Source organism: Solibacillus sp. FSL R7-0668 (assembly GCF_038006205.1).
GTDB lineage: Bacteria > Bacillota > Bacilli > Bacillales_A > Planococcaceae > Solibacillus.
On the sequence record NZ_JBBOUU010000001.1, the window covers coordinates 2,769,901 to 2,794,529 of the forward strand.

A 24,629-nucleotide genomic window follows, 5' to 3' on the forward strand; every position below is an offset into this window, starting at 1 on the left:
CTTACTCTTAATATGAGCTAATTTTACAAAAGGAGCAACTATTATTTTAGTTCAACGACCGTCACACCAAAGCCACCTTCACCAGCTTCACCATAACGATAGGTTTTGACGCGCTTATGATTTTTCAAGAAACTTTGTATCCCTTGACGCAATGCCCCTGTTCCTTTGCCGTGAATAATGGATACGCGTGGATAGTTCGCTAATAACGCATCATCTAAATATTTTTCTGTGCGAATGAGTGCATCTTCATAGCGTTCTCCGCGTAAATCTAACTCTAGCTTCACATGTGCATTACGATTTTTTACATTCATGCTCGGACGTTTCACTTGTTCTTTTTCTGGCTTGATGTATTCTAAATCGCTATCAGGTAGCTTCATTTTTAAAATGCCAATTTGAACAACCCACTCATCACCCGATTGATCAAGTATCGTTCCTTTTTGACCATAGCTTACTACTTTGACTTCATCACCGATTTGTAGATTTTGTTTACGTTCTCGTGCTGCGACTGCCTTTTGAAGCACTTTATTTTCTTTCGGTGCTGCTTCGTCTAAACGCTTTTTCGCATCGATTAATTCATGCTCCTTCACATTTGCAGCAGCGAGTTTTTTCATTTCGCGTAATTCCGTGATGACATGCTCCGCTTCACGCTTTGCTTCCTCTACAATCTTACGCGCTTTTTCTTTGGCCTTTTTCTCTAGATTATCTTTCTTTTCATCATAAATGCGTAATCGTTCCTCAAGCTCCGCGCGAATTTGTGCGGCTTCCTCAAGTAATGCATGCGCCTCATCTGCCTCACGTTCTGAACGTAAGCGACTTTCCTCAAGCGACGCAATCATCGACTCTACTTCATGACGGTCTGTGCCTGTAAATGATTTCGCACGGTCAATAATCGTATTCGTTAACCCTAAGCGCTTAGAAATTTCAAAGGCATTCGAACGACCCGGTACACCGATTAATAAACGATAGGTTGGACTAAGTGTCTCAATATCAAATTCCACGCTGGCATTCACTACGAGCGGACGATTATAGCCATATGCCTTTAATTCAGGATAGTGTGTCGTTGCCATCACGCGTGCCCCGCGGTCGACTGCTTCATCTAAAATCGAAATCGCTAATGCTGCACCTTCTTGTGGGTCTGTGCCCGCACCTAATTCATCAAAGAGCACAAGTGATTTGTCATCAAATTTACTCAAAATATCCACGATGTTCACCATATGAGAGGAGAACGTAGATAGCGATTGCTCGATGGACTGTTCATCGCCAATATCCGCAAAAATTTGGTCAAACACTGCTAGCTCTGAACCATCTAACGCAGGTACAGGCAAACCAGATTGTGCCATTAGTGTACAAAGTCCGACTGTTTTTAAAGTGACCGTTTTACCACCTGTATTTGGACCTGTAATAACGATTGCCGTGACATCTCGACCAAATTCGATTGTGTTAGCCACTGCTTCCTCAATCGGTAATAATGGATGGCGCGCACGTACTAAGCGTGTGTAACCTTCCTTGTTCATTTTTGGCATCGTGCATTTATTTGCTTGGCCATACTTCCCTTTGGCTAAAATCACATCAATTTCACCAAGCAATTGCACTAAGACGAATAAATCATGTCCTACTTCCGCAACCTTGGATGTTAAATCTAATAAAATACGCTCAATTTCTGCTTTTTCTTTTACCTTTAGGCGCTGCACTTCATTGTTCGCTTGAATAACCGATTCAGGCTCGATGAACAATGTTTGCCCAGAAGCGGATTGGTCGTGCACAATCCCACCATAATGAGAGCGGTACTCTTGTTTTACTGGAATTACAAAACGATCATTTCGAATCGTAATAATGGCATCAGAAAGCATTTTGGTCGCATTTGAACCGCGCGTTAAGCCCTCTAACTTTTGACGTACTTTTGATTCCTCAGAACGTAATGACTGACGAATTGAACGAAGTGTAGTACTGGCAGAGTCAAGCACTGCTCCGTTATCATCAATACAATCATTAATTTCGTGCTGTACAGCTGTAAGTACCGGCATTTGCTCTTTTCGCTCGATAAAATGAGGGATTTCGATATCCTTTTCAGCTTCAATATCCTCAATGAAATTACGTAAAATGCGGCTCGCACGAATCGTACTGGCAATTTCCATTAATTCCATTGGACTTAGCATGCCACCAATTTGCGAGCGACGTGCATGTGGACGCACATCAAAAATACCGCCTAACGGGACATTGCCTTTCACGCGTAAAATGGCTAAGCCTTCATCCATTTCGGCTAATAATTCTATAACTGTTTCAAAATCAGTTTCAGGTACCAACTCATCAATGGCCTGCTTCCCGATGGAGTTCGTACAAAATGCCGCGACTTGTTCACGGACCTTATCAAATTCTAGTGTTTTCAACGCTCGCTGTTCGATCATGAAAAACACCTCCTGCTAAAATTATTTATGTTTCGTAATAAAGGCCTCAAATTGTGCTTTTGACCATGTATTCACGATTAAGTCTTTCTTTAACCAAGCTTTTTGTGCATATTTGACACCAATGTCCATGAAGCGCAGTTGATCGATTGCATGGGCATCGGTATTGATTGCGATTGGTACATTTTTCTCCATCGCCAACTGCAAATGCTCAATACATAAATCTAAACGGTACGGATTGGCATTTAGCTCTAATATTTTGCCATGCTGTGCCGCCCACTCAATTAATAACGCAACATCTGGGTCATAGCCACCGCGCTCGCCAACTATTCGACCTGTTGGATGAGCAATCATATGCACGTAAGGATTTTCGATTGCTGTTTTTAAACGCGCCATAATTTTGTCCTGTGATTGGGTGAAGCTCGAATGGATCGACGCAATGACAAAGTCTAAATCTTTCATTACCTCATCATCAAAATCGAGTGTGCCATCCGGTAAAATATCCATTTCAGTGCCACGATATAAGCGGAAATTTGGGTTTGCCATATTAAAGGCATCAATATCTAGCTTTTGTTGCTGTAGCCGCTCTGGAGTTAAACCATTTGCGACCTTTAAATATTGCGAGTGATCGGTAATGACCGCATGCGTATAGCCTTTAGCAATCAATGCTTCACCCATCTCCCCTACCGAATGGGCGCCATCTGACCACGTTGTATGCATGTGTAAGTCTGATACGATGTCTTCTAGCTGCACAAGATCATCTAGCTCAGCCAAACGGTCTAGCTCCTTACCGCTTTCACGGACAGTCGGTGGAATGAACGGTAAATCAAAATGGGCGAAAAACTGCTCCTCGGTTTCAAATGTCCTAATCGAGCCATCCTCTTGCTCGACACCGTATTCACTAATTTTTTTGCCCATTGACTTCGCGAGCTGGCGCATACGTACATTATGATCTTTTGAACCAGTGAAGTGATGGAGCGCAGTCGCATACTCCTCACGTTTTACTAAACGAAAATCAACGCTTACCGGCTCATCACGATCCAAAATAACCGACACCTTCGTATCTCCCGCTGCAATCGTTTCTAAAATCACCAATTGCGTTAAAATTGATTCACGTACAACTTCATAGGCTTCTGTTGCGACGATGAAATCAATATCCTTACTCGTTTCTGCCACACGTCGAAAGCTCCCTGCTACCGAAAATTTTTCAACTTCGGGTAAGCTAGCAAGCAGTTCATTGATTTCTAATACGGCTGGCTCCAATTGCCATATCGGTAAACGTTCCTTACGCGAGCCAAAGTTTTCAAGCTCTTTTAATATTTTCTCTTCTGTTTTTATCGCAAAGCCTGCTAATTCGCGAACTTTCCCTGCTTCACAAGCCGCTTTTAATGAATCTGCATCCACGATATTTAATTCTTGATATAATTTTGCAAGCTTTTTTCCACCTAAGCCAGGTAATTTCATTAATGGAATCAGCCCTTTTGGTACAATGGCTTCTAACTCCTTTAATGTGGATGATTCGCCTGTCTCCAATAGCTCTAAAATAACGGCGGCTGTTCCTTTCCCAATGCCTTTAATTGCGGTAATATCATCAATTTCACTTAAGCTCCGTTCATCGGCTTCTAATGCGGCAGCAGCCTTACGATACGCCGATACTTTAAACGGATTTTCTGCCTGTAATTCCATATATAACGCAATTTTTTCTAATGTGCGGATAATAATTTTTTTATTCATCAAAAGTCCCCTCTCTAAAGAAAGCTCCTCCCGAAAATCGAGAGAAGCTTTCACATGATGTTCAATCTCATGACATTTGCTAGTGAAACCTAGTTCTTGTAAATATACCACCAATTTTGGAACATGCTCGTAATAATTGGTGTATGCTCTAACATGAGGCCTGTCAGGAACGAGCTATCAATAATCGACTGAATGGACTCTACAGGTAATAAGGCCAGTACATAGAGCCCAATAAATAAAATAATATACGCTTCGACCAAGCATAATACAGCACCTAATAAATAGTTTAACGAATTTACTACAGGTAAATACGTTAAAAAGTCAAACATCGAGCCTAAAATTTGAAGTGCGATTTTCACAATAAAGAAGATAAGTGCAAATGCAAATACGCGGTAAAATGTTCGATCGACATCTAATGAATCTAGCACGAGCGTCATAGTCGAGCCTTCGGTAAAACCTGGATATGGAATCCATAGGACAAACTTATCGGCGAGCGGTTTATAGTAAATAATCGCCACGACTAGCGCAATTATAAAGCTGCCGATATGGATTAATTGGACGATAAGACCACGCTTGGCTCCTATAATTAAACTAATAAAAAAGACTGCAAGAATAAATAAATCTAACATGTATGTCAACCCTTCAACTGTTTCAATTGTTCTTCTAATTTTTCATATTGCTCTTTTAATGTTAAATAATCATTAACAGAATTTACAGCCGTTAATACTGCTAGCTTCGCGCTATCTAATGACGGGTTCAACCCATTGATTTCACGCATTTTGTCATCAACGATTGAAGCGACTAATCTCATATGGCCTGTTGACTCTGTTCCTACCATTTTATATGTATGCCCATAGATTTCTACAGATATACGATTCTTTTCTTGCTCAGCCAAAATAACCCCTCCAAAAAGAATAAACAGTTATCAATACCACTACTGGATTGCTCGCATATGTTACACGTCCGATTCCTGTTCTATATTAATCATGCCATTTTCATATTGTACATCATATCATTTCCAATTTGATTATCGCAACCGAATGCCTATATTGTATAGGGGAATATACAAAACAATTTGTTATTTTCACATTTTTTTCAATTCGAGCTATACTTATTTTAACTGATGAATTTGAAAGGACTTACTATGACAAATATTGTATTGCAATTATCGGCTGACATTCAGCAAAAAATTAAGGAATATTACCACGCTTCATTAATCGAACGCCATGCCCCAGGGGTTATTTTTGCTGCGAAATTAGCAGATACCGCTATTACCGCCTATAAATCGGGAAAAGTAATGTTTCAAGGGGCAGGCGCTGAACGTGAAGCAACACGTTGGTCTAATACTGCTACACTTATCAAGCCAAAAAACACTTCTTCAAAGGGTGACAAACTCCCAGCTAATTTTGATAGGTTGTCTGTTATCGGCTCTGACGAAACAGGGACAGGCGATTATTTTGGTCCTGTAACGGTAGCAGCTGTTTATGTACCGGCTGAAAAAATTGCCCTTGTCCAAGAGCTCGGCGTCAAAGATTCCAAGCAATTAACGGATGACTATATGCGTAAAATAGCACCTGACTTAATGCAGGTTTGCACGCATAGTATTTTAACGATGCGCAATGATAAATATAATGAAATTCAAGCGCGCGGCTACTCACAGGGTAAAATTAAGGCCCTTTTACACAATCAGGCATTAAAGCATGTGTTAAAGAAAATGGAGCCTGAAAAACCAAACTATATACTCATCGACCAATTTGCCGAGCGCAGTATTTATTACAACCATATTAAAAATGAAAATGAAATCATTCGTGACCATGTCTTATTTTCGACAAAGGCCGAAAACCTACATGTCGCTGTCGCTACCGCATCAATATTAGCCCGCTATGCTTTTTTAAAGGAAATGGATCGTCTCGCTGAAATGGTTGGCTACCCATTGCAAAAAGGAGCAAGCAGCAAAGTGGATGCAATGGCTGCAAAAATTTGGCTGAAGCACGGAGAAGAAACATTAAAATCCATGACAAAATGGCATTTCGCAAATACGGAAAAAGCACGAAAAATCCTGCAAAAAAAGAAGGGATGAAGCATCGCCTAACCGCGCTTCATCTCTTCTTTGTTATTTTTCTGTAATGGCGAAGTAATTTCCCTCATCATCCGAGAAATTAAATACTTTACCAAAGGGCATATTGACCAACTCACCAACTGTAATGCCCTTTGCTTTAAAATCTTCATACAATGCCTCTAAATTATTGGCATAAAACATTAAAGAAGGCGTACCTAAATTTAATTCTGGTGACATTTTTTGTATTTTCTTTTTGTCGTGTAATACAATGCTCGTCTGCACTTCTTCTGTTGGCGCAATTGTCAGGATACGCATCCCATTGTCTACATCTGAAATTACTTGAAAGCCTAACTTTTCTGTCCAAAATACTTTCGCTTGCTCTTGGTCATTGACATAAAGCATGACTTGTCCTAATTGCTGAATCATGTCCATCACTCCTTCACATTTCACCTTTATACTATACCCAATTTTACCGCAAGAAAAAACGATAGAGTTGCATATACTCTACCGTTTTTCATTACTTATTTATCCTGTGGTTTTGCACCCATAAAATCATCACGTTGTGTAATGTCCACACGCTTAATGAACAATGCTAAAATTAAGGCGACAACTGTAATACCTGCTGCTACGAAGAATGAGTACGTAATCCCATCAAGCAATGCCTGTTGCATTACTTGCCCTTGAATTAGCTCTAATTGCTCTGCTGTTGGCTGTGCCGCATTTGGATCTGCATTTGCCTTCATATCAGCAACAATTTCCGCTGCTCGTGTATTCGTATGGGAGTTAAAAATCGTCACTAATACTGCTGTACCAATTGCCCCAGCCACTTGTTGAGCTGTGTTATTCATTGCCGTACCATGGGGATTTAAACGGTTCGGTAATGCGTTTAATCCATTCGTCATAATTGGCATCATGACCATTGAAATTCCTAACATACGAATCGTGTACATCGTAATAATAAAGGTATATGTCGAATCTGTTTCTAAGTATCCTAAACCAACTGTTGAAATCGTAGCGATGATTAAACCAGTAACCGCTAGAATACGCGGTCCAAATTTATCGAACAACTTTCCTGTAATTGGTGACATAATCCCCATCACAATTGCACCTGGTAGCATCATTAATCCCGCTTCAAATGGCTCAATGCCACGTACGTTTTGAACGTAGGCTGGTGTTAAAATCATCCCAGAGAACATCGCAATCGATAATACCATCGACACGACAGATGCAAGTGCATAAGCAGGATAGGTGAAAATACGTAAATCAAGTAAAGGTTCCTCTAATCGGAATTGGCGCGTAACAAACCAAGCGATACTAATAGCTCCTACCAGTATCGTACCCCAAACTTCAACAGCACCCCAACCTGCTGAACTTGCTGTACTAAAGCCATATAATAGCCCGCCAAATCCAATTGTCGATAAGACTACGGAAAATAAATCAATTTTTGCAGGACGATTTGGCAGTACATCCTCTGCCTTCCAAATTGCTAATAATAAAGCAATAATCGCGATTGGTAAAATCATTTTGAACAATACGCTCCAGTCGTAGTGTTCAACAATCCAACCTGATAAAGTCGGTCCTATTGCTGGCGCTAATACCATAACAAGACCGAAAATCCCCATTGCTGTTCCTCGTTTTTCAACTGGGAAACTAATTAACATCACATTCATTAAAATGGGAGACATTGTTGCTGCCCCTGCTGCTTGAATCATACGACCCGCTAATAACAATTCAAATGATGGTGCAAATGCGGCTAACGCTGTACCAATAACGAAAATTGTCATTGAAATAATAAATAATGGACGCGTTTTAAATTTAGTAATTAAATAAGCCGATGCTGGTACAAGTATCCCACTTACTAACATATAGCCCGTTGCTAGCCATTGTACGGTGGAGTAATCCTCAATATCAAATGCCACCATTATCGATGGAAGTGCGACGTTTAATAATGTGTTATTTAAAAACGCTACGAATGCCCCCACAAATAATACCGCGATCATTAAATAAGGAGGTTTTTTAAAGATTTTGACGTCTTGCGTGTTATTCATACTCATAAACCCCTCTTTTTCTTCTAAAATTAATTTATATTTTTATACTCGAATTATTTTATACTCACAGTCCAAAAATATCAACAATTTTATACCGCAAGTCCATTTTATTGCTATCCTATAATTTAGCACGTAAAATAACGGTAGAAAAAATTCGGAGGCTTACGATGAATCAACGAAAAAGACAAGTACTCGATTCCGCTTTACAATTATTTATTGAAAAAGGATTTCACAATACGTCCATTCAAGATATTTTAAATCACGCACTCATTTCTAAAGGAACATTTTATAATTATTTTTCTTCCAAAAATGAATGCTTCATCGCCATTTTAGAGCAGGTACGCTATGAAGCCAGTTTACGACGACACGAACTATTACATGGAAATGATCCGTCTGATGAAAATGTATTAATTGAACAAATTTTTATTCTCATGCAATTGAACAAAAAGCAAAATTTAGTATCCATTTTTGAAGGCATTTTTCAATCCAATGATACCGAACTTCGTGATACGCTAATGCGTTATCGTTTTTTAGAAATCGAATGGCTATCGAATCGACTTATTGATATTTTTGGTGAGCACACGAGACCCTATACACTCGAATTATCGATTATCTTTTTTGGGATTGTGCAACATTTATCTATGACTTATCACACACTGTATGGCGTTGCCGTTGACTTAAAGAAAACCGTCATCGTCGCCTTTCGTGATATTAAAGCGATTTTACCGGAAATGATACAGACAAACGATATTTTCATCGCATCCAACTCACTACAATTGATTGAGGAAAATACGTATTATCAGTCAGTTACAAAGGAAATGGTGATTGAAAAACTCACGGGCTTCCAAGCAGAGTTAGCTTATGACGATGACCATGAAAAGGGAAGTCAATTCACGCAAAGTCTAACGGAAGAAATACAAAGAAAAACTTTGCGCAATGCAGTGATTGAAGCTTTATTAAAACCATTCCGCGAAGCCTTTTCGAATACGTTACACGAAGCAGAGGCAATTGAGCTTGCTAACATGATCTGGTTTTTTGTTAAAAATACACAAGATGCCGAACAACAATCCAAATAATCAACAATTAAACTTATATGAAAATAAGCATGAAAAAACATCCACCGCCCAAATAACCCATTTAAGCAGTGAATGTTTTTTGTTATTAGCTTTTGGCAATATGCACCTTTAAGCGCTTGCCTTTTATCGGTGTATCTTTCATTGCTTTTAACACGAGATTCCCCTTTCCGTTTAAAATTTCAATAAACGTCGAGGCATCTAAAATGGTAATAATGCCAATATCCGCTGCGTTGATGCCAGGGATTTTACATAATGTACCGACAAAATCAACCGCACGCAGCTTTTTCTTTTTCCCACCGTTAAAATAAAGCTTCGTAATATTGGCATCGACTTTCTCATTTTTTTGTTTTTTCTTTTGAGGGCGAGCCTGCATTTTTTTATCGAACGCATCTGTCTTAGCCTCGACTTCCTCATGCGTTGGCAACGCTGCTGTCGGAATTTTATAGCCGATATACTCCTCAATACCTGCTAAAAAGTCGTATTCAAAAGGTGTTACAAACGAAACAGCCTTACCTTCTTTACCGGCACGACCTGTACGCCCTGTACGGTGAACATAGACCTCTTTTTCCATTGGTAAATCAAAGTTAACGACTAATGAAATATTATCAATATCAATGCCGCGTGCTGCCACATCAGTCGCCACTAAATAGCGGAAATCACCACGTTTATAATCATTCATGACCATTAAACGTGTTGCTTGCTCCATGCCGCCATGCAACTGATCGACACTGTACTCACGGTCATATAAATAATCATAGACTTCGTCGACACGTGCTTTCGTACGACAGAAAATAATGCATGTATCTGGATTTTCAATAACTGCGACTTTTTCAAGTGCGGCTAGTTTTTCTTCTTCTGGCACCTCAATTACCGCATGCTCGATTTTTGGTGCTTGCTGCTCTGAGTGCACTTCAATATCAAGTGCATTGTTTAAATGACGACCCGCTAGTGACTTAATTTCATCAGGGACTGTGGCAGAAAAGAGCATCGTGACATGGGGCTCTGTAATATATGAAAGAATCGCCTCTACCTGCTCAATAAAGCCCATATTTAACATTTCATCTGCTTCATCTAAAATTACATAGCGAATTTTTTCTAATTTCAATGTGCCCTTTTCAATATGATCAAGTACACGTCCAGGCGTCCCAACCGCAATATGTGTTTTTTGCTTCAGCTCTTCCTGCTGATAACGAAACGGCTGCTTACCATAAAGCGCGGCTGCTTTTATACGTTTGTAGCGCCCGATATTGGTAAATTCCTCTTTCACCTGTACGGCTAGTTCGCGCGTTGGTGTTAATACTAATGCTTGCGGTTTGTTCTCTAGCCAGTCAATATTTTCGCAGATTGGAATCGCAAAAGCCGCTGTTTTCCCACTGCCGGTTTGTGCCTTCACGATTAAGTCCTCATTATTTAGTGCATGTGGTAATACTTTTTGCTGCACTTCTGAAGGCGTATAATAGTCTAAATCACGTAACGCCTTTGTGATTTCTTGTGATAAATTGTATTGATTAAAGTCATTTGACATTTGCTTTCCTCATTTTCTGTTAATGGATTATTGCTGGATCTACGATTGCGATGAATTTCCGCGTAGCTTGTGATAATGGTACTGTTTTTAAATGTACAACACCAATACTACGCTTAGGAATTGCTTGTTGTAGTTCAATTTCATGCAAAATCCCGCGTTCTAAGTACTCAATCGAAAATTCCTTCGTCACACAGGCAATGCCTAAATTGATTTTTGCGAACTCTAATACTAAATCATGGGAACCGAGCTCGAACTCAGGTGAGATGGCATAGCCTTGCTCCTTTAAGTACCTTTCTACATAGTTGCGAGAATTGGCCTTTTTCTCTAAAAAGATCAGCGGCAATTTCATGAGCATATCGAAGCTAATTGGCTTTTTCGTTAAGTTTTTATATTTTTGCCCGCATACAAATATATCATGAACTTCCTTGCAGGGGATTACTTGTAGATGGACATCTTCCACTGGTAAATTACAAATTCCTAAATCGGCCTCTCCCGCTTTGATAAAGGCCAAAATTTCACTCGTTGTTCCATTTAGTACTTTTAATTTAATTCCCGGATAACGAATGTGAAATGCCTCTAAATAAGGCAGTAAAAAATGGCGTGAAATGGTATCGCCGACTCCAATTCGCAATTGCCCTGTTTGCAAATTTTTAAATTCAGCAATTTTTTGTTCTCCTGCATCAAGTATCCCTAAGGCAGAATTTACATATTCATGTAATAATTCGCCCTCATTTGTTAGCGTAACTCCTTTAGGTGTACGATTAAACAGCAATGTTTCGAGCTCTTTTTCTAGCTTTGATATCGTTTGGCTAACTGCTGGCTGCGTCATGTATAGCTCTTTTGCCGCTTTGGAGAAGCTTTTATTGCGACTCACTGCATTAAATATTCGATATGCCTCTAACTTCACTATCATATAACCACCACTTATATCTGTTATTAGAAATATTAATTTTACTTATATCACATCATTGCGTTATAGTAAACATCGTGAGTAAAAATGAATCAATATATTGTTTACATATAAGGGAGAGATTATTTTGGAACGATTAGTAGGAACAGTTGTACGAGGTCTTCGTGGCCCAATCATTAATGAAGGGGACGATATCGTACAAATCGTCGTAGATACAGCTTTAAACGCTGCAAAAGTAGAAGGTTATTCTATTGAAGACCGCGACATCGTTACTGTAACAGAATCAGTTGTAGCGCGTGCACAAGGGAATTATGCCAAAATTACCGATATTGCGACGGACGTACAAGCAAAATTCGGTGATGATACTGTTGGGGTAATTTTCCCAATCCTTTCACGTAACCGTTTCTCAAACATTTTAAAAGGGATTGCCAAAGGATCAAAAAAAATCGTTCTTATGTTAAGCTACCCTTCTGATGAAGTAGGTAATCACTTAGTAACATTAGACGAATTAGATGAAAAAGGCATCAACCCTTGGACAGATGTATTAACGGAAGCTGAATTCCGTGGTCACTTCGGTTACAACAAGCATACTTTCACAGGTGTGGACTATCTCGAATACTACAAAGAAATCATCGAAGAGCAAGGCGCTGAAGTCGAAGTGATCTTCTCAAACAATGCAAAAACGATTTTAAACTATACGAAGAGCGTACTTACATGCGATATCCACTCTCGCTTCCGTACAAAACGCTTACTAAAAGCTGCTGGTGCTGAAAAAGTTTATGGTTTAGATAATATTCTAGCTGAATCTGTAAATGGCTCAGGCTTCAACTCAAACTACGGCTTATTAGGCTCAAACAAATCGACAGAAGATGCAGTTAAATTATTCCCAGATAACTGTCAACCAATCGTAGACGACATTCAAGCAAAAATTTTAGCAGCTTCTGGTAAATTAGTAGAAGTTATGATTTACGGTGACGGTGCATTTAAGGATCCAGTTGGTCAAATTTGGGAGCTTGCAGACCCAGTTGTATCACCTGCTTACACACCAGGTCTTGCCGGTACACCAAACGAAATTAAATTAAAGTATTTAGCAGATAATGATTTTGCTGAATTAAAAGGCGAAGAGTTAAAAGCAGCAATTAAAGATTATATTAATAACAAAGAAGAAGATTTAACTGGTCAAATGGCGGCTCAAGGAACTACACCTCGTAAGCTTACAGACTTAATTGGTTCATTATCTGACTTAACTTCTGGTTCTGGTGACAAAGGTACTCCAATGATTTACATCCAAGGTTACTTCGATAACTATACAAAATAATTTCCTCAACTAGGTGTTTATGCAAGCACCTAGTTTTTTGTTGTCTCCCCTTATTTTCCCCTTGCATGCTGTGCCTAGCCTACATTTTTATTTTGTCGATGAATACTTATAGTGATATGGACAAAAGAAGGGAGAAAGTGAATTTGAATCCATTTAATGATCGCTATAATGAGTCTACGCCTATTGATTGGGACCAGCAGCAAAGATTTTTCCCACCTGGACCACCAAGTACACCAAGTATGCCTGGATATCCTGGGATGCCTGGAATGCCTGGAATGCCTGGCGGTGGACAAAACGCTCAACCAATGGGGCCTCCGCCTCAATTCGTTCCAACATCAACGAATTGGCAACAAGGTCCACCAAGAAGTATGCGTAGCTGTTTATATCGCAATACTTATGTTTGGTTAAATAATCGAGATGATTTTTGGTATTTCCCAACATTCGTCTCTCGAAATATGATTCTCGGTTTCAGATGGCGACACCGATTTGGCTGGGTTTTCCAACCACTCAACCCAAATAGCATTCGTTCATTCCAATGCTTTTAATCTAGAATGTAGTCCTTTTTTCAAGCTGAAGGCAAAGTCATCTATTACTTTGCTTTTGGCTTTTGTTTGTTCAAAAGGAGAAATAATGCCCCAAGCAATAGTTATTGAGTTAAATACCGGTAAATGAAACAATTGTAATTAAACTGTAATGAATGCGTATCGCCCTAGTTATAGCAACAGGTTCGCGCCTTATCAAAATGCACTACCAACATTTCCCTCCAAGAATCATGTATTTCTCATGATAAAGTCGTTAGTGTACTAAACTTGGAGGTAATTATTATGAAAAAACGTTTCGTCACAACTGTTGCATTAGCGATTGGGATTAGTTCATTTTCTACGATGCCCGTAATCAGTGAACCAGCTCCTGTTCATGCTGCAAATATCCAAAATAATGATCAAGCTGTTGCGAATAAAGCCAATCAGTTAATCAATACAGCAAAAAGTTTAATAGGAAAAGCAACTTACAGCAATACCGTATATAAACCTACTGCACCCTATCAATTTTCATGTGCCACTTTCTTAATGTATGTTTTCGAGAAAAATGGCGTTGATTTAGCAACCTATAATGAAAACTATATGATGCAACAAGGAAGCTATGTACCACGTAGCCAGCTTCAAAAAGGGGATTTACTCTTCTTTAAAAGCAAAAAAACAGGAACAGACCCCGATCATGTTGGAATGTACATCGGGAATAATAAAATTATCCATATGGCCGACTCCAAACAAAACATTGTTATTTCGGATTTAAATAGTAAGCCATACTATAAAGATAATTATGTCACAGCTCGTCGTGTACTACCGACATTAATGAGTGCAAACCCTGCAACAACTGGCGATAAAATTGTTGCAAAAGCATACGCTACGAAAGACCAAGCGAAAATGGGTTCAGTCAACAGTGATGCTTCATTACGATTTACTTCAGGCGGTTTTATTGAATATACATACCGTAAAAATGGTGTGTTACTGAAAACAAAATCAATTAGCGAGCAAATGAAGCTAGGGACAGCAGTTTCTAAAGCAAACTTAAAAAAAGGGGATTTAGTATTCTTCAATAGTACGAAGGGATCTAAAAAGCCAACACAAGTTGCAATTTATGCGGGTGACCACCGCTTAATCATCCCTACGAGTAAGGGCGTCATTACACGTGTATTACTAGTAGATTATTATAAGGATCATTATATTACCGCTAGACGCGTAACGAAATAATCCAATTGAAAATAGCTCTATCAGCTGTATTATAGACAGCGATAGAGCTGTTTTTTTATGATTCCTTCCTTTTTAATTGCTCAGCGAATTGAATCATCGCGCGACTCGACATCGGGCCTTTAATGAGCAATAGGGATTTCCTATCTAACTGTTGCTTTAACAGCTCATAAACGCCTTGAGTATCCTTATACATATAGACGTTTGCTGTTGTCCCGTCTTCTATTGCTTGTTTGGCAATATACTCCGCTTTTGACCCAATGGTAATTAACGTGTGAATCGGATAAGTTGCGACTAAGCTACCTAAATCCATATGATATTTTTTTTCGAATTGACCCAATCTTTTAATATCCCCTAATACTAAATAACGCTTCTTCCCTTTTCCGATCGAATCTAACACTTTTAATGCGGCTTCTAGCGAGGTAGGGTTATTGGTCCACGTATCATCGATAATCGTGCTTCCGCCAACTCCCTCTGAAAATTGCAAATGCCTTTCCATTTGTTCAAAGGTTCTCAATCGTAAAATAGCCTTTTGTACAGACAAACCAAGCTCATGAATGACAGCAAGCACCGCTAGCACATTATATACTTGATGCTCCCCGTAGCCAGGTATATACGCCTGATACGTTTTATGATTAATGTGAACCTGAAATTTCATGCCTTTTGCTGCAAATTGAACGGCTGTGGCATAAATATCTGCTTTATTTTTGATGCCGAATGTAAATACTTTATTCGGATATGTTGATAAAGGAATTTTTTTTGTATTTTCATCATCACTATTAATGATTAATGTTCCACCCGCGCGTATTCCATCGAGTATTTCAGATTTTGCTTTAATGTAGCCCTCTAAATTTTTACAGCCATCTAAATGATGTACACCAATGTTTGTAATGACACCAATTGTTGGCTGGTAAACCTGACATTGATAGCTGATATTTCCCGTATTCCCTAAGCCCAATTCAAATACCGCTGCTTTTGTATTATCATCAATCCCTAATAGATACGGTAAGGATTGACGCGGTTCATTTTTACTGCTTACGGATGTTTGAACATTCATGTCAGTACTTAATATATGTTTAAGTATTTCTTTCGTAGTCGTCTTTCCACAAGTGCCTGTAATGGCCACAACAGGAAGATCAAACAAATTCCGATAATATGTGCAAAATGCAAAGTATGCTTGTAAAATATTCCGAACATATATAATCGTTATAGAAGTAGCTGCTCGATTTTGCAGTTTTTCCGTTGCATCACAAACAATTAATAGATGCTTTATTTTATTCAATTCTTTCCAATTCACTTCATCACTTTTGCGGACAAATAGCATTGTATTCGGTGCGATTAATTGCTGTGGATCATAGTTCATCACCTGTTTCACATACCAATCTTCCGCACCGTGTACTAATTGCCCTCCTAGCAATTGCCGAATCGTTTTTACATGTAAAGCTCGGATAAAATCGCCCCCCTTTAATTAGGTTATGAAAGTTTATCCCTCTTCATTGGGTAATCTATACATTCGTTTATAGTCCATGATTGTGTTGTACATCGCTGGATCTTCAAGTTTTATAAATAGTGACACATCTGGTGCATAATTCCCTTCAATAACCCATATCTGCCCATAATCGGTTACTGCTATATCAAAGCCAATGATCCTTCTTTCTGCTGATTGGTCAAGCAAATAGGATGCGGCTAAGCAAATAGCATCAATCCGACTTTCGAGTTGCCGATGAAACTTTGGATGTATAGTGGAATGTCGTAGTGCTTGTTGCCAAGTCAAAATCGCTTGAGCAGCATTTGTCACAAAAAAATGAGGACCAGCAACTTTTACTAATTTTCCTGTAATACGCCAATCCTTTGCTGTTTTTTGCGTCATAACTCTGATATCAGAAAATCGATTATCGATTGTTGCCAATGCAATACCACGTTGAATAATATAGAAATCTTCCATTGGAGCCATTTCACAAATATGTGCATATACTTGCTTGATACCCGCTATCACCCATTTTTGTCTTCCTTTATGAATTTCATAATGACACATTCTTCTTTTGTGAATTTTAATAATCCCTTTTCCTTGTTGCCCATTACATGGCTTTAAAAACACAAGTGGATAGTCATTCAAATAGGAATAAAACGTTGCCATCGTCAGTAAATCTGTTTTGGGCATGACATGTGCAAGGCTTTGATATTGATTCCATTTGCTAATAGAAAAATGGAGAAATGAATCGGTAATGGCGATATCCCCCACAATATTAAATAGCACCTCAATCACAATGGATTCACAATGAGGATAAAATAGTCCCAACTGCTCAGCCGCTATGAGCGCAATGTTTTGTATTTGAACCTGATGCTTATAATAAGCTACTATTTCAATATTACTACTCATTTGTCTGGATGAATGCGTAACATGCCAGCATCCATTGCGCCTTTGTACAGTAATAAAACGGCGATAGCTTCTTTTAGTGAGAAGTGTCGAATGAGAGTGCAATTGCATGATAAAATTTCGTTCACCAATAATTTGTTGAATAGATTCATAAAGATCTGCTTCTAAAACCTCAACAGTAGCAACATTCGTTTTTATCTGATACGTTTCTTGATTTTTTGTCACAGTTATAAAATCCAAGCCCAGAATTGGTTTTAAAAAGATTTGCTTTGCCTCTTTCAACATTGTATTCAAAGCGGTTTTTGAAAAACGTTCATTCGAAACTAAATACGGTTGCAAATGCTCATGTTGTTCAAGTATTTGATTTTGTACGATTCTCCCCCTAATCGCATGCATAATAGCTCCCCCGATACATTGTATAAAAGCCCCCTCAATTGATCATTGAAGGGACTGCATTCGCATTAATGCACCGCTAACTTTGACAGCCTAAAGCAACAATCGATCCTTGTGCAACGGGTACAGCCCCCCCTTGATTAAAGAATCCTTTAATGACAAAGCTTTGAACTAAGTCATGATTAGCAGATGCTACTTGATCTCTAAATACCGCTTCAAATGGGTATTCTGTCACTCCAATAAGCCCTGTACCGTGAACCGTTACAACACAGTTCTGCCCCTCTTTTTTACATGTTACATCTGTAATTTCATTTGCTGTAAATAAAAAATTAAAATGATTTGGTGTTTCAGTGTCTTCAAATCGTAATGATAGCGTAGAAGCACTTAGCGTTGTAATACATACATTGGCAAGGTACGTTAAATTTCCACGAATATTTCCATTAACACCATCAAACTTAACATTGACGCATTTTGCAAAAGCATCGACACGTACACCACACGGACAAACTCCTCCCATAGGTTCCCCCCCTTTCTCGTAAGATTAATACACTATATTCATATAACATTAACGATACTTGTGTATTTGCCATTGATAGCTTTATCGCCTAGATATATGTCCCGTATAAATTTTTTTCAATTAAGCCTCCGATCATGTGCTTATGTTTTTTTCTTCAATTTTGTCGCTAAGTCAAACATTGTTTTGCTATACATATCCCCTTTTATTAAAATTATCGTATTGGAATCAATGCGATTTTTTAATAGTTCATAGGCTAATACACTATTATTAAAACAATATACTTGCGCCTGTATCCCTAATGCTAGTGCATGATTAGCAATGATTTTGGCATGCTCCCCAACCGTTATGAGTACATCCACGCCCTTGTCTAGTACAATTTCTGCTGCCTTTTTATGAATAAATGTCCCCCATGGGCCGACATCCGTAATGGTTCCGATAATGGCAATCCTTTTTTTTGTACCGGCAAGTTCATTTAATACAATTAAGGCTGCTTCAAGTGATGTGGTTGTAATGCTCCACGTATCATCCAGTAGGAGCACACCGTTCATCCCTTCGAATAATTGAAGCTGTTTATTCAACGGACGAAACGTTTGTAGCTGTTCTGCTGCTTGAGGTATCGTTAAACCCATTTCAACTACTGCCACAATAGCAGCTAACGCATTCATTACTTGATGTTTTCCAAAGCCTGTGACGCCTATTTTATGGTACTCTCCCTTATGAACGATGACAAACTCCATACCCGTTGTACTGTAGCGAATATTAGTCGCTATATAATCAGCAGAATTTTTCGTACCAATTTTTATGAGTCGCCCTTTGAATTTTTCGAAATCTATTTTACTTGTATTTGGATCATCAGCATTAATGATCAACACACCATTCGCATCTACTATTTCTAACATTTCTGCCTTTGCGTCGATATAGCCCTCCAATGTTTTACAGTAATTTAAATGGTGTTCACCAATATTCGTAATAATGCCTATCGTTGGCTTGAAGTACTTTCCAGCCCTTCGTAAATCTCCCGGTGCCCCTACAGCCGTTTCAAAGACGGCTGCCTCCGTATCACTTTCAATGCTTAATAAATAATGAAAAAAGGCGGTCCTTGAGTTCGTGCTAAGTTGTGTTGCCGTCACTTTTTTATAACGCATTAAAATATGTTTAATCATTTCCTTCGTTGTTGTTTTACCTGCTGTTCCTGTAATAGCCACAACCGGTAACTGAAACTGCCCGCGATAAAAATTAATAAATTTCCATAATGCTTCCTCTGTATGCTGTACATGAATGATTGCCACTTCACTTGGTAGCTCTTGTGTGCGATAATGCGATTCTGTCACAAGTACAAGTGGATAATAAGGCGCTAATTTTGCCCAATTCATAATATGTTTTTCAATAAATAACACCGTATTGCGCTGTTTTACCTGTTTTAATCGATAAGCCCCAAAATGAATAGCAATGGATGGTCCATGTATGTGTGTGCCATTAATAATGGTACATAATGTTTCAACAGAAATTGGTTTCATCCTACGTTCCCCCCCTTCACTCTTAGCATATGTACGATGAATTTTTGGAGGTAGATATTTGAATTACATAGGATGGATAACCAGACAAAAAAGATCTACAACCATACATTTAAGAGTAGGTATATTCAACAATTCGAATGGAGGTGAATGACATGAAGACGATTATTTTTATTGGCACTAATAAATCTGGCTCAAGCAGGGAGGCAACAAAAGCAGCTGAAAAGCTAGGTTATTTTACAGTGCTATTGACTAATAATGAAAGACAATTTGAACAACGTGAACAATACGTAGATATCCATAAAATGATTTTTGTGGATACTTCAAATATGGAGGCAATGAAAGCTGAAATTATGAAACTTCAAAGCATCGGATTAGATATTAAAACGATTATTAGCTTTGTGGATCCCTATGTACATGTAGCTTCTATGCTTTGTGATATATTTTGTCAAAATCTCACCTCTTCAAAAGCAATTGAAATGATGGAGGATAAAGAGGCGACACGCAAGCTTTTACAAAACACATTATACTCCCCACAATTTACAGTGATTGCACCAAGCGAAAAACCATCTGGCAAATTAACCTTTCCTATTATTATAAAATCTCCTAAATCAACGGGCTCAAAGGACGTATTATTAGCAAAGGACATCAAGGAATTCAATAAGCATCTTGCAGCACTTCAATATAAATATCCGAGTGAATCCATTATTTCAGAAGAATACTTAAAAGGAGAACAATATTTAGTAGAAGTCATTGTACAAGAACATCACCCCCATATTATCGCCGTTATGAGACAAGACATTACAAAAGGAAAACGCTTCATCATTACTGGCTATCAGCTTTTCGCCAACATACCGTCCAATTTAGTAACAGGCCTTGAAACACTATGCCAATCCATTGTAGACATATTCGATATAAAAACAGGCGCTTTTCATTTAGAATTGCGACTTACGGGCAATGGCTGGAAGCTGATTGAAATCAATCCCCGTATATCAGGTGGGGCAATGAATCGAATGATTGAGGCTGCATTTGGATACAATTTAGTAGAGCAAACATTAAAACTCTTTCTCGGAGACAAAGCTGATTTCACACCTAAACACTACCATTTTGTCTACACGAAATATTTAATTGTTCACAAAAAAGGAAGATTAGAAAAAGTAACAGGCAAGCTACGTGCCTTAAAATCCCCTGGCATATTCGATGTCTATATCAAACCAAAAAAAGGCACAATCCTCATCCCGCCTTTATCTATGGGACATCGATATGCCTACATCATTGCACAAGGCAGTTCTATTAGTGAGGCGGTATCACGTGCTAATCGAGCAGCTCACGAAATAAAATTCCACATGAAAAGTATATAAGTAAAAGGCTTTACGAAAAGAGAACACTTCCGTAAAGCCTTTTATTGTGTAATCTATGCTTTAAATTGGTTATCTAAAAATTGGATTGTTTCAAACATATTGGTTTTACTTGCACCCTTCACTAAAATCGTATCGCCTCTTCTTACCAAGCCTTTTAGAAACAAATGCAATTGGTCCTTGTTAATAAAATGGTGAATGTTCTTTGCCGGTATCCCACTCTTTTGCGCGGCTATTCCGATTTCCTCTGTCCGGAATCCGTACGTAATTAATTGATCTATTTTTTTATCCCCAATATAGGCACCAAGCTTGCGGTATTCTTCTTCTCGTAAGTCCCCTAATTCACGCATTTGCCCGATAATCGCAACTGTTCGCCCTTTAGCAATCTCACCTAATACATCCAGTGCAGCACGAACGCCTTGGGGATGAGAATGTACCGTGTCATCAATTAATACAATATCATTGCGGCAATGGTAAAGCGTTAATCGTCGCGGTGGCTTTTTGAATACTAAGCCTGCCTGAATCTCCTCGGCTGAAAAGCCTAATTGATCTGCTACTGCAATCGCATTTAATGCATTATATACATGGTGCTCCCCTAAAATCGGAATAAACATCGCCATTTCCTTGTTTCCTAGCTGGATGTGGAAAGTCATGCCATCATCCTTATAGGACACATCATAGGCCATATAGTCTGCCTGTTTATGAATACCAACTGTTTTAATTTGTCCTTTAAACGCATCCGTTAAGAGCCATTTCGAATTATCATCGTCTTCATTTACTATGAGTAATCCTTGCTGGTCCATCCCTTGTATGAGCTCGGATTTGGCTTTTGCCACGCCTTTAATATCCCCATCAAAATTTCCTACATGCGCTAATCCGATATTTGTTACTACGCTAATATTCGGCTGAATAATTTCACAATGACTGGCGATAACACCCGGATAAGCCATGCCGTATTCTAGTACAACCGCCTTATGGGATTCGTTAATAAGCTCCTTATGCTTTTTCGTATGCTCCGTCGTATTCCAATAATCCTTTGATTCAAAAATAGACCATTTTTTAGATAAGATGGAGGCAATGAATGCCTTGGTCGTTGTTTTTCCTGCACTTCCTGTAATCGCAATGATTGGTTTTTCATTTGTTTCCCCTGTACTTTCAGTCATTGGTGCTATTGGCTTTTCAGTTGTTTTAATCTCTACACGCTCTGTAACGGGAGAAATGGGTTGTTTTGCTGGAGTACGGTTTATGGCAGCTTGAATTTGCGCTGTTATTTCCTGCTGATGATGGGCTAAATAATGCGCATATTGAATGGTATGTTTGACTACGTCTAGTTCCAAGTAAAAGGCAGGGGGACATCCCGGTCGCCAATTTACTTCATAAATCCAAAGCTTGCCGTTTTCATCTAAGCCGACATCAATGCCGATTTCATCAATGACCTCCTGAAATTTAACCATTTGAATATCATCTAAATGGCGTGCCAAAGACAAGCCAAAATGCTCTAGCATCCGCTTAATATTAAATGCTTCATCAGGAAATTGTAATTGTAAAAAGGGTTCTAAGTAATTTGTAAAACCACCATTATTAATATTTGGAATAATCGAACCTTGGGGCGCAACACGAGGATAGACGGTCGTAATGATCCATTCCCCTTGACCATTTTTTTGAACATGAATTCGAAAATCAAATACTTGCCCGCTTTTCAAGGTGGATTGAATATAGGGCTGTAAAATAAACGTTTCTACGGCTAAATGCTGTTGTAAAAATAGGTCGAGCTGTTCCTTAGTGAATCGTTCCTTCCCTGTATCCTTTTGTACTTCATAACCATTTGCTAGCTTTGAAATAAAGTAGATTCCCTTCCCCTTACGACCTTCCACTGGTTTAAAAACAACCTTTTTATAAATTTGAATATGCTGATAAAATTGTGCTTCATTTTTTACACTTATTGTAGGAATGAGGTAGCTCGCAAACTCCTTCCCTTCTTGCAAGCGTTTAGTAATATTCAATTTATTGCCGATTGAATTTGTCGTGAAGGGGATTTCTTTGCGTAATAGCCTTAAAATATTTTTGGAGATGGCTAATTTTTCTGGACTTCCTGCGTTATAAATCACATCAGGAAAGGGAACCGTTTTTTCCTGCCAAACCCCTTCTTCTAAAACTTTTGCTTGAATTGTTCGTGTCGTAAAATTAACCGCTCTCGGAGTAAAATAATAAAATTGCATTCCTTCAGCCTTAGCAACTGCTGCAAAGGCGTATGATTTCAACACGGTTTCGGGATCTTTCCGATGATGCAACATGCCAATTATTGTCACAAATTTACACTCCTTTTTATCCTTCTACCATTTCGATTCAATATAATACTTTTTACTTAACAGTGCTGGCTCTAAAAGTTGGATTGCCAGCATGGAACTAAAATCCAGAGTTATCTGTGTATCCGTTTTTTCTAGCCGAATAACATCCTTTATGGCATTTGTAGGCTGCTCCTCTAGATCAAATGCGTCTAAAAGCGTTAATATCACGCGGGATGCTTCTATTGCCTCTAAGCGAAAGAAGCTTGTTGCTGTATGCTTTTTTGGATTTATCGTTGTGTACAATCTACATTCCTTTGTCGTAAAGCAAAATGGTATAGTATCGCTCCCTACAAGCTTTTCAAAAAAATGACCGTAATACTTTGACCAAGAATTCGCGAGCAAGTCTTGCATTTGTTTTAAATCGTTTAGTGCTCCATATAATACAGGTTGCTTATGATTTTCATTATTCACAAAACCTCTCCCCCTTCTTTTGTCGCGTATCTAGTCACTTTTGCAAATAGCCCTTCTTACAAAGTGCTTCCTTATACGATATGACTGTGTGTGAATGATTGGTGATAGGTTATGCCTAATTATTGCAATTTCAATTTTGTTTTTCTCGCTTTCTACGTTTCGTGGCTGTGCCTGTAGATTTTAAATAAACCCCAACTGACCACTACTGTTTTATGTTTATTGGCACTTTTAGCCGTGTCAAATTTTTGATAAGGTATCAATAATCGCGAAACAACAATTAATCAGCTGAACGACAACATCTTGGAGGGCTTATTTTATGGCAAAAACATCAACGCTCACGAAATCATCTAGTAAAACTTTCGATATCATTTTATCGGCTATGCTTATTACGCTCGTATTTGTGGCGACCTTATTTTTAAATATTCGATTACCAATAGCAGCGAATGGCGGATTGGTTCATTTAGGGACGGCTATGCTTTTCATCATTTCCATTGTCTTTGGACCTAAAAAAGGGGCACTTGCGGGGGCATTCGGAATGGCTTTATTTGATTTATTTTCGGGCTGGACACTTTGGGCACCCTTTACATTCATTGCTCGTGGCTTACAGGGATATGTAGTCGGCAAAATTGCCTGGTCTTCCAATCGTCAAGGGAAGAATGTAGGCTTCAATATTTTAGCCATTATTGTTTCTGTACCTGTAATGTTGGCAGGGTATTATGTTTGCGAAGCCATTTTATTTAAAAGTTTAGTAATTCCATTTGCTTCAATTCCTGGTAATCTTGTTCAAAATGCAGTAGGGATTGTCATTGCAATACCTGTAGCGATTGCGCTAAAAAAATTACCTATTTTCAAATAATAAAAGAGGATCGCACGGATGAATTCCACGCGATC

Annotated in this window: 21 protein-coding genes; 7 read left to right on the top strand and 14 right to left on the bottom strand. The window is 38.6% G+C overall.

All coding sequences use genetic code 11. From position 1 onward, the window contains the following. Nucleotides 1–41 precede the first annotated feature (41 nt). The 4 genes from MKX47_RS13845 to zapA all read right to left on the bottom strand — a co-directional run bounded on the left by MKX47_RS13845 (nucleotide 42) and on the right by zapA (nucleotide 5,031). A complete protein-coding gene (locus MKX47_RS13845; RefSeq protein ID WP_340775221.1) occupies nucleotides 42–2,405 on the bottom strand; it encodes an endonuclease MutS2 in 2,364 nt (787 codons plus the stop codon). 21 nt (nucleotides 2,406–2,426) lie between these two features. Beyond that, nucleotides 2,427–4,136 carry a DNA polymerase/3'-5' exonuclease PolX gene (gene polX, locus MKX47_RS13850; protein ID WP_340775225.1) on the bottom strand — a complete coding sequence of 570 codons (1,710 nt, stop codon included), beginning with the start codon at nucleotides 4,134–4,136 and terminating at the stop codon, nucleotides 2,427–2,429. Nucleotides 4,137–4,225: 89 nt separating this feature from the next. Beyond that, the gene (locus MKX47_RS13855; RefSeq protein WP_340775228.1) at nucleotides 4,226–4,765 is read right to left on the bottom strand and encodes a CvpA family protein; all 540 of its coding nucleotides are present in this window, start codon (nucleotides 4,763–4,765) and stop codon (nucleotides 4,226–4,228) included. A 5-nt stretch (nucleotides 4,766–4,770) separates the two neighbouring features. After that, nucleotides 4,771–5,031, bottom strand: a complete 261-nt coding sequence (gene zapA / locus MKX47_RS13860; RefSeq protein ID WP_340775230.1) for a cell division protein ZapA — start codon at nucleotides 5,029–5,031, stop codon at nucleotides 4,771–4,773. 249 nt (nucleotides 5,032–5,280) lie between these two features. On the opposite strand from zapA, the gene rnhC reads away from it, so the two are divergent. Continuing rightward, nucleotides 5,281–6,216, top strand: coding sequence for a ribonuclease HIII (gene rnhC, locus MKX47_RS13865; protein ID WP_340775231.1), 936 nt, complete (start codon nucleotides 5,281–5,283; stop codon nucleotides 6,214–6,216). A 33-nt stretch (nucleotides 6,217–6,249) separates the two neighbouring features. On the opposite strand, the gene MKX47_RS13870 is transcribed toward rnhC, so the two are convergent. Together MKX47_RS13870 and MKX47_RS13875 are read right to left on the bottom strand one after the other, a co-directional pair. After that, a complete protein-coding gene (locus MKX47_RS13870; RefSeq protein WP_340775232.1) occupies nucleotides 6,250–6,621 on the bottom strand; it encodes a VOC family protein in 372 nt (123 codons plus the stop codon). Nucleotides 6,622–6,716: 95 nt separating this feature from the next. Further along, nucleotides 6,717–8,243 carry an MDR family MFS transporter gene (locus MKX47_RS13875; protein WP_340775235.1) on the bottom strand — a complete coding sequence of 509 codons (1,527 nt, stop codon included), beginning with the start codon at nucleotides 8,241–8,243 and terminating at the stop codon, nucleotides 6,717–6,719. 167 nt (nucleotides 8,244–8,410) lie between these two features. Here MKX47_RS13875 and MKX47_RS13880 point away from each other — a divergent pair, with 167 nt between their 5' ends. Then, nucleotides 8,411–9,319 (top strand): TetR/AcrR family transcriptional regulator, encoded by a 909-nt coding sequence (locus tag MKX47_RS13880; protein ID WP_340775238.1) that lies wholly within the window; start codon nucleotides 8,411–8,413, stop codon nucleotides 9,317–9,319. 85 nt (nucleotides 9,320–9,404) lie between these two features. Here MKX47_RS13880 and MKX47_RS13885 read toward each other — a convergent pair whose 3' ends face one another. Both MKX47_RS13885 and MKX47_RS13890 read right to left on the bottom strand, forming a co-directional pair. Beyond that, entirely contained in the window at nucleotides 9,405–10,844 is a 1,440-nt protein-coding gene (locus MKX47_RS13885) for a DEAD/DEAH box helicase (RefSeq protein WP_340775240.1), read from the bottom strand. Nucleotides 10,845–10,863: 19 nt separating this feature from the next. Beyond that, complete coding sequence (locus MKX47_RS13890; protein WP_340775243.1) at nucleotides 10,864–11,757, bottom strand: LysR family transcriptional regulator; 894 nt, start codon at nucleotides 11,755–11,757, stop codon at nucleotides 10,864–10,866. 124 nt (nucleotides 11,758–11,881) lie between these two features. On the opposite strand from MKX47_RS13890, the gene MKX47_RS13895 reads away from it, so the two are divergent. From MKX47_RS13895 to MKX47_RS13905, 3 genes are all read left to right on the top strand, one after another. Then, nucleotides 11,882–13,072: a coenzyme F420-0:L-glutamate ligase gene (locus tag MKX47_RS13895; RefSeq protein WP_340775247.1), complete on the top strand. Its 1,191-nt coding sequence runs from the start codon at nucleotides 11,882–11,884 to the stop codon at nucleotides 13,070–13,072. Between the two features lie 137 nt (nucleotides 13,073–13,209). Next, complete coding sequence (locus tag MKX47_RS13900) at nucleotides 13,210–13,617, top strand: collagen-like protein (protein ID WP_340775249.1); 408 nt, start codon at nucleotides 13,210–13,212, stop codon at nucleotides 13,615–13,617. Between the two features lie 279 nt (nucleotides 13,618–13,896). Then, nucleotides 13,897–14,823, top strand: a complete 927-nt coding sequence (locus tag MKX47_RS13905) for a C40 family peptidase (RefSeq protein WP_340775251.1) — start codon at nucleotides 13,897–13,899, stop codon at nucleotides 14,821–14,823. Between the two features lie 55 nt (nucleotides 14,824–14,878). Here the strand turns inward: MKX47_RS13905 and MKX47_RS13910 are convergent, their stop codons facing one another. The 4 genes from MKX47_RS13910 to MKX47_RS13925 form a co-directional block, all read right to left on the bottom strand. Next, nucleotides 14,879–16,195: a UDP-N-acetylmuramoyl-tripeptide--D-alanyl-D-alanine ligase gene (locus tag MKX47_RS13910; RefSeq protein ID WP_340775253.1), complete on the bottom strand. Its 1,317-nt coding sequence runs from the start codon at nucleotides 16,193–16,195 to the stop codon at nucleotides 14,879–14,881. 108 nt (nucleotides 16,196–16,303) lie between these two features. Then, a complete protein-coding gene (locus MKX47_RS13915) occupies nucleotides 16,304–17,593 on the bottom strand; it encodes a YheC/YheD family protein (RefSeq protein ID WP_340775256.1) in 1,290 nt (429 codons plus the stop codon). A gap of 76 nt (nucleotides 17,594–17,669) precedes the next feature. Beyond that, on the bottom strand, nucleotides 17,670–18,107 hold the full coding sequence (locus tag MKX47_RS13920; RefSeq protein WP_340775257.1) for a hypothetical protein: 438 nt from the start codon (nucleotides 18,105–18,107) through the stop codon (nucleotides 17,670–17,672). A gap of 140 nt (nucleotides 18,108–18,247) precedes the next feature. Next, nucleotides 18,248–19,624, bottom strand: coding sequence for a Mur ligase family protein (locus MKX47_RS13925; RefSeq protein WP_340775260.1), 1,377 nt, complete (start codon nucleotides 19,622–19,624; stop codon nucleotides 18,248–18,250). Nucleotides 19,625–19,776: 152 nt separating this feature from the next. Here MKX47_RS13925 and MKX47_RS13930 point away from each other — a divergent pair, with 152 nt between their 5' ends. Next, entirely contained in the window at nucleotides 19,777–20,982 is a 1,206-nt protein-coding gene (locus MKX47_RS13930) for an ATP-grasp domain-containing protein (RefSeq protein WP_340775262.1), read from the top strand. A gap of 53 nt (nucleotides 20,983–21,035) precedes the next feature. On the opposite strand, the gene MKX47_RS13935 is transcribed toward MKX47_RS13930, so the two are convergent. Continuing rightward, nucleotides 21,036–23,288: a YheC/YheD family protein gene (locus MKX47_RS13935; RefSeq protein WP_340775264.1), complete on the bottom strand. Its 2,253-nt coding sequence runs from the start codon at nucleotides 23,286–23,288 to the stop codon at nucleotides 21,036–21,038. A gap of 24 nt (nucleotides 23,289–23,312) precedes the next feature. Further along, a complete protein-coding gene (locus tag MKX47_RS13940) occupies nucleotides 23,313–23,738 on the bottom strand; it encodes a CotY/CotZ family spore coat protein (RefSeq protein ID WP_340775267.1) in 426 nt (141 codons plus the stop codon). Nucleotides 23,739–24,054: 316 nt separating this feature from the next. Here MKX47_RS13940 and MKX47_RS13945 point away from each other — a divergent pair, with 316 nt between their 5' ends. Next, the gene (locus tag MKX47_RS13945) at nucleotides 24,055–24,594 is read left to right on the top strand and encodes an ECF transporter S component (RefSeq protein WP_340775270.1); all 540 of its coding nucleotides are present in this window, start codon (nucleotides 24,055–24,057) and stop codon (nucleotides 24,592–24,594) included. Nucleotides 24,595–24,629: the final 35 nt, after the last annotated feature.

Excerpts from the sequence above, each read along its gene's own strand:
- MKX47_RS13885 (WP_340775240.1), bottom strand. The coding sequence starts at position 10,844 with ATGTCAAATGACTTTAATCAATACAATTTATCACAAGAAATCACAAAG.
- MKX47_RS13920 (WP_340775257.1), bottom strand. The coding sequence starts at position 18,107 with ATGGGAGGAGTTTGTCCGTGTGGTGTACGTGTCGATGCTTTTGCAAAA.
- MKX47_RS13905 (WP_340775251.1), top strand. The coding sequence starts at position 13,897 with ATGAAAAAACGTTTCGTCACAACTGTTGCATTAGCGATTGGGATTAGT.
- polX (WP_340775225.1), bottom strand. The coding sequence starts at position 4,136 with ATGAATAAAAAAATTATTATCCGCACATTAGAAAAAATTGCGTTATAT.
- MKX47_RS13890 (WP_340775243.1), bottom strand. The coding sequence starts at position 11,757 with ATGATAGTGAAGTTAGAGGCATATCGAATATTTAATGCAGTGAGTCGC.
- MKX47_RS13870 (WP_340775232.1), bottom strand. The coding sequence starts at position 6,621 with ATGATTCAGCAATTAGGACAAGTCATGCTTTATGTCAATGACCAAGAG.
- MKX47_RS13845 (WP_340775221.1), bottom strand. The coding sequence starts at position 2,405 with ATGATCGAACAGCGAGCGTTGAAAACACTAGAATTTGATAAGGTCCGT.
- MKX47_RS13855 (WP_340775228.1), bottom strand. The coding sequence starts at position 4,765 with ATGTTAGATTTATTTATTCTTGCAGTCTTTTTTATTAGTTTAATTATA.
- MKX47_RS13880 (WP_340775238.1), top strand. The coding sequence starts at position 8,411 with ATGAATCAACGAAAAAGACAAGTACTCGATTCCGCTTTACAATTATTT.
- MKX47_RS13925 (WP_340775260.1), bottom strand. The coding sequence starts at position 19,624 with ATGAAACCAATTTCTGTTGAAACATTATGTACCATTATTAATGGCACA.
- MKX47_RS13930 (WP_340775262.1), top strand. The coding sequence starts at position 19,777 with ATGAAGACGATTATTTTTATTGGCACTAATAAATCTGGCTCAAGCAGG.
- MKX47_RS13915 (WP_340775256.1), bottom strand. The coding sequence starts at position 17,593 with ATGCATGCGATTAGGGGGAGAATCGTACAAAATCAAATACTTGAACAA.
- rnhC (WP_340775231.1), top strand. The coding sequence starts at position 5,281 with ATGACAAATATTGTATTGCAATTATCGGCTGACATTCAGCAAAAAATT.
- MKX47_RS13945 (WP_340775270.1), top strand. The coding sequence starts at position 24,055 with ATGGCAAAAACATCAACGCTCACGAAATCATCTAGTAAAACTTTCGAT.
- MKX47_RS13875 (WP_340775235.1), bottom strand. The coding sequence starts at position 8,243 with ATGAATAACACGCAAGACGTCAAAATCTTTAAAAAACCTCCTTATTTA.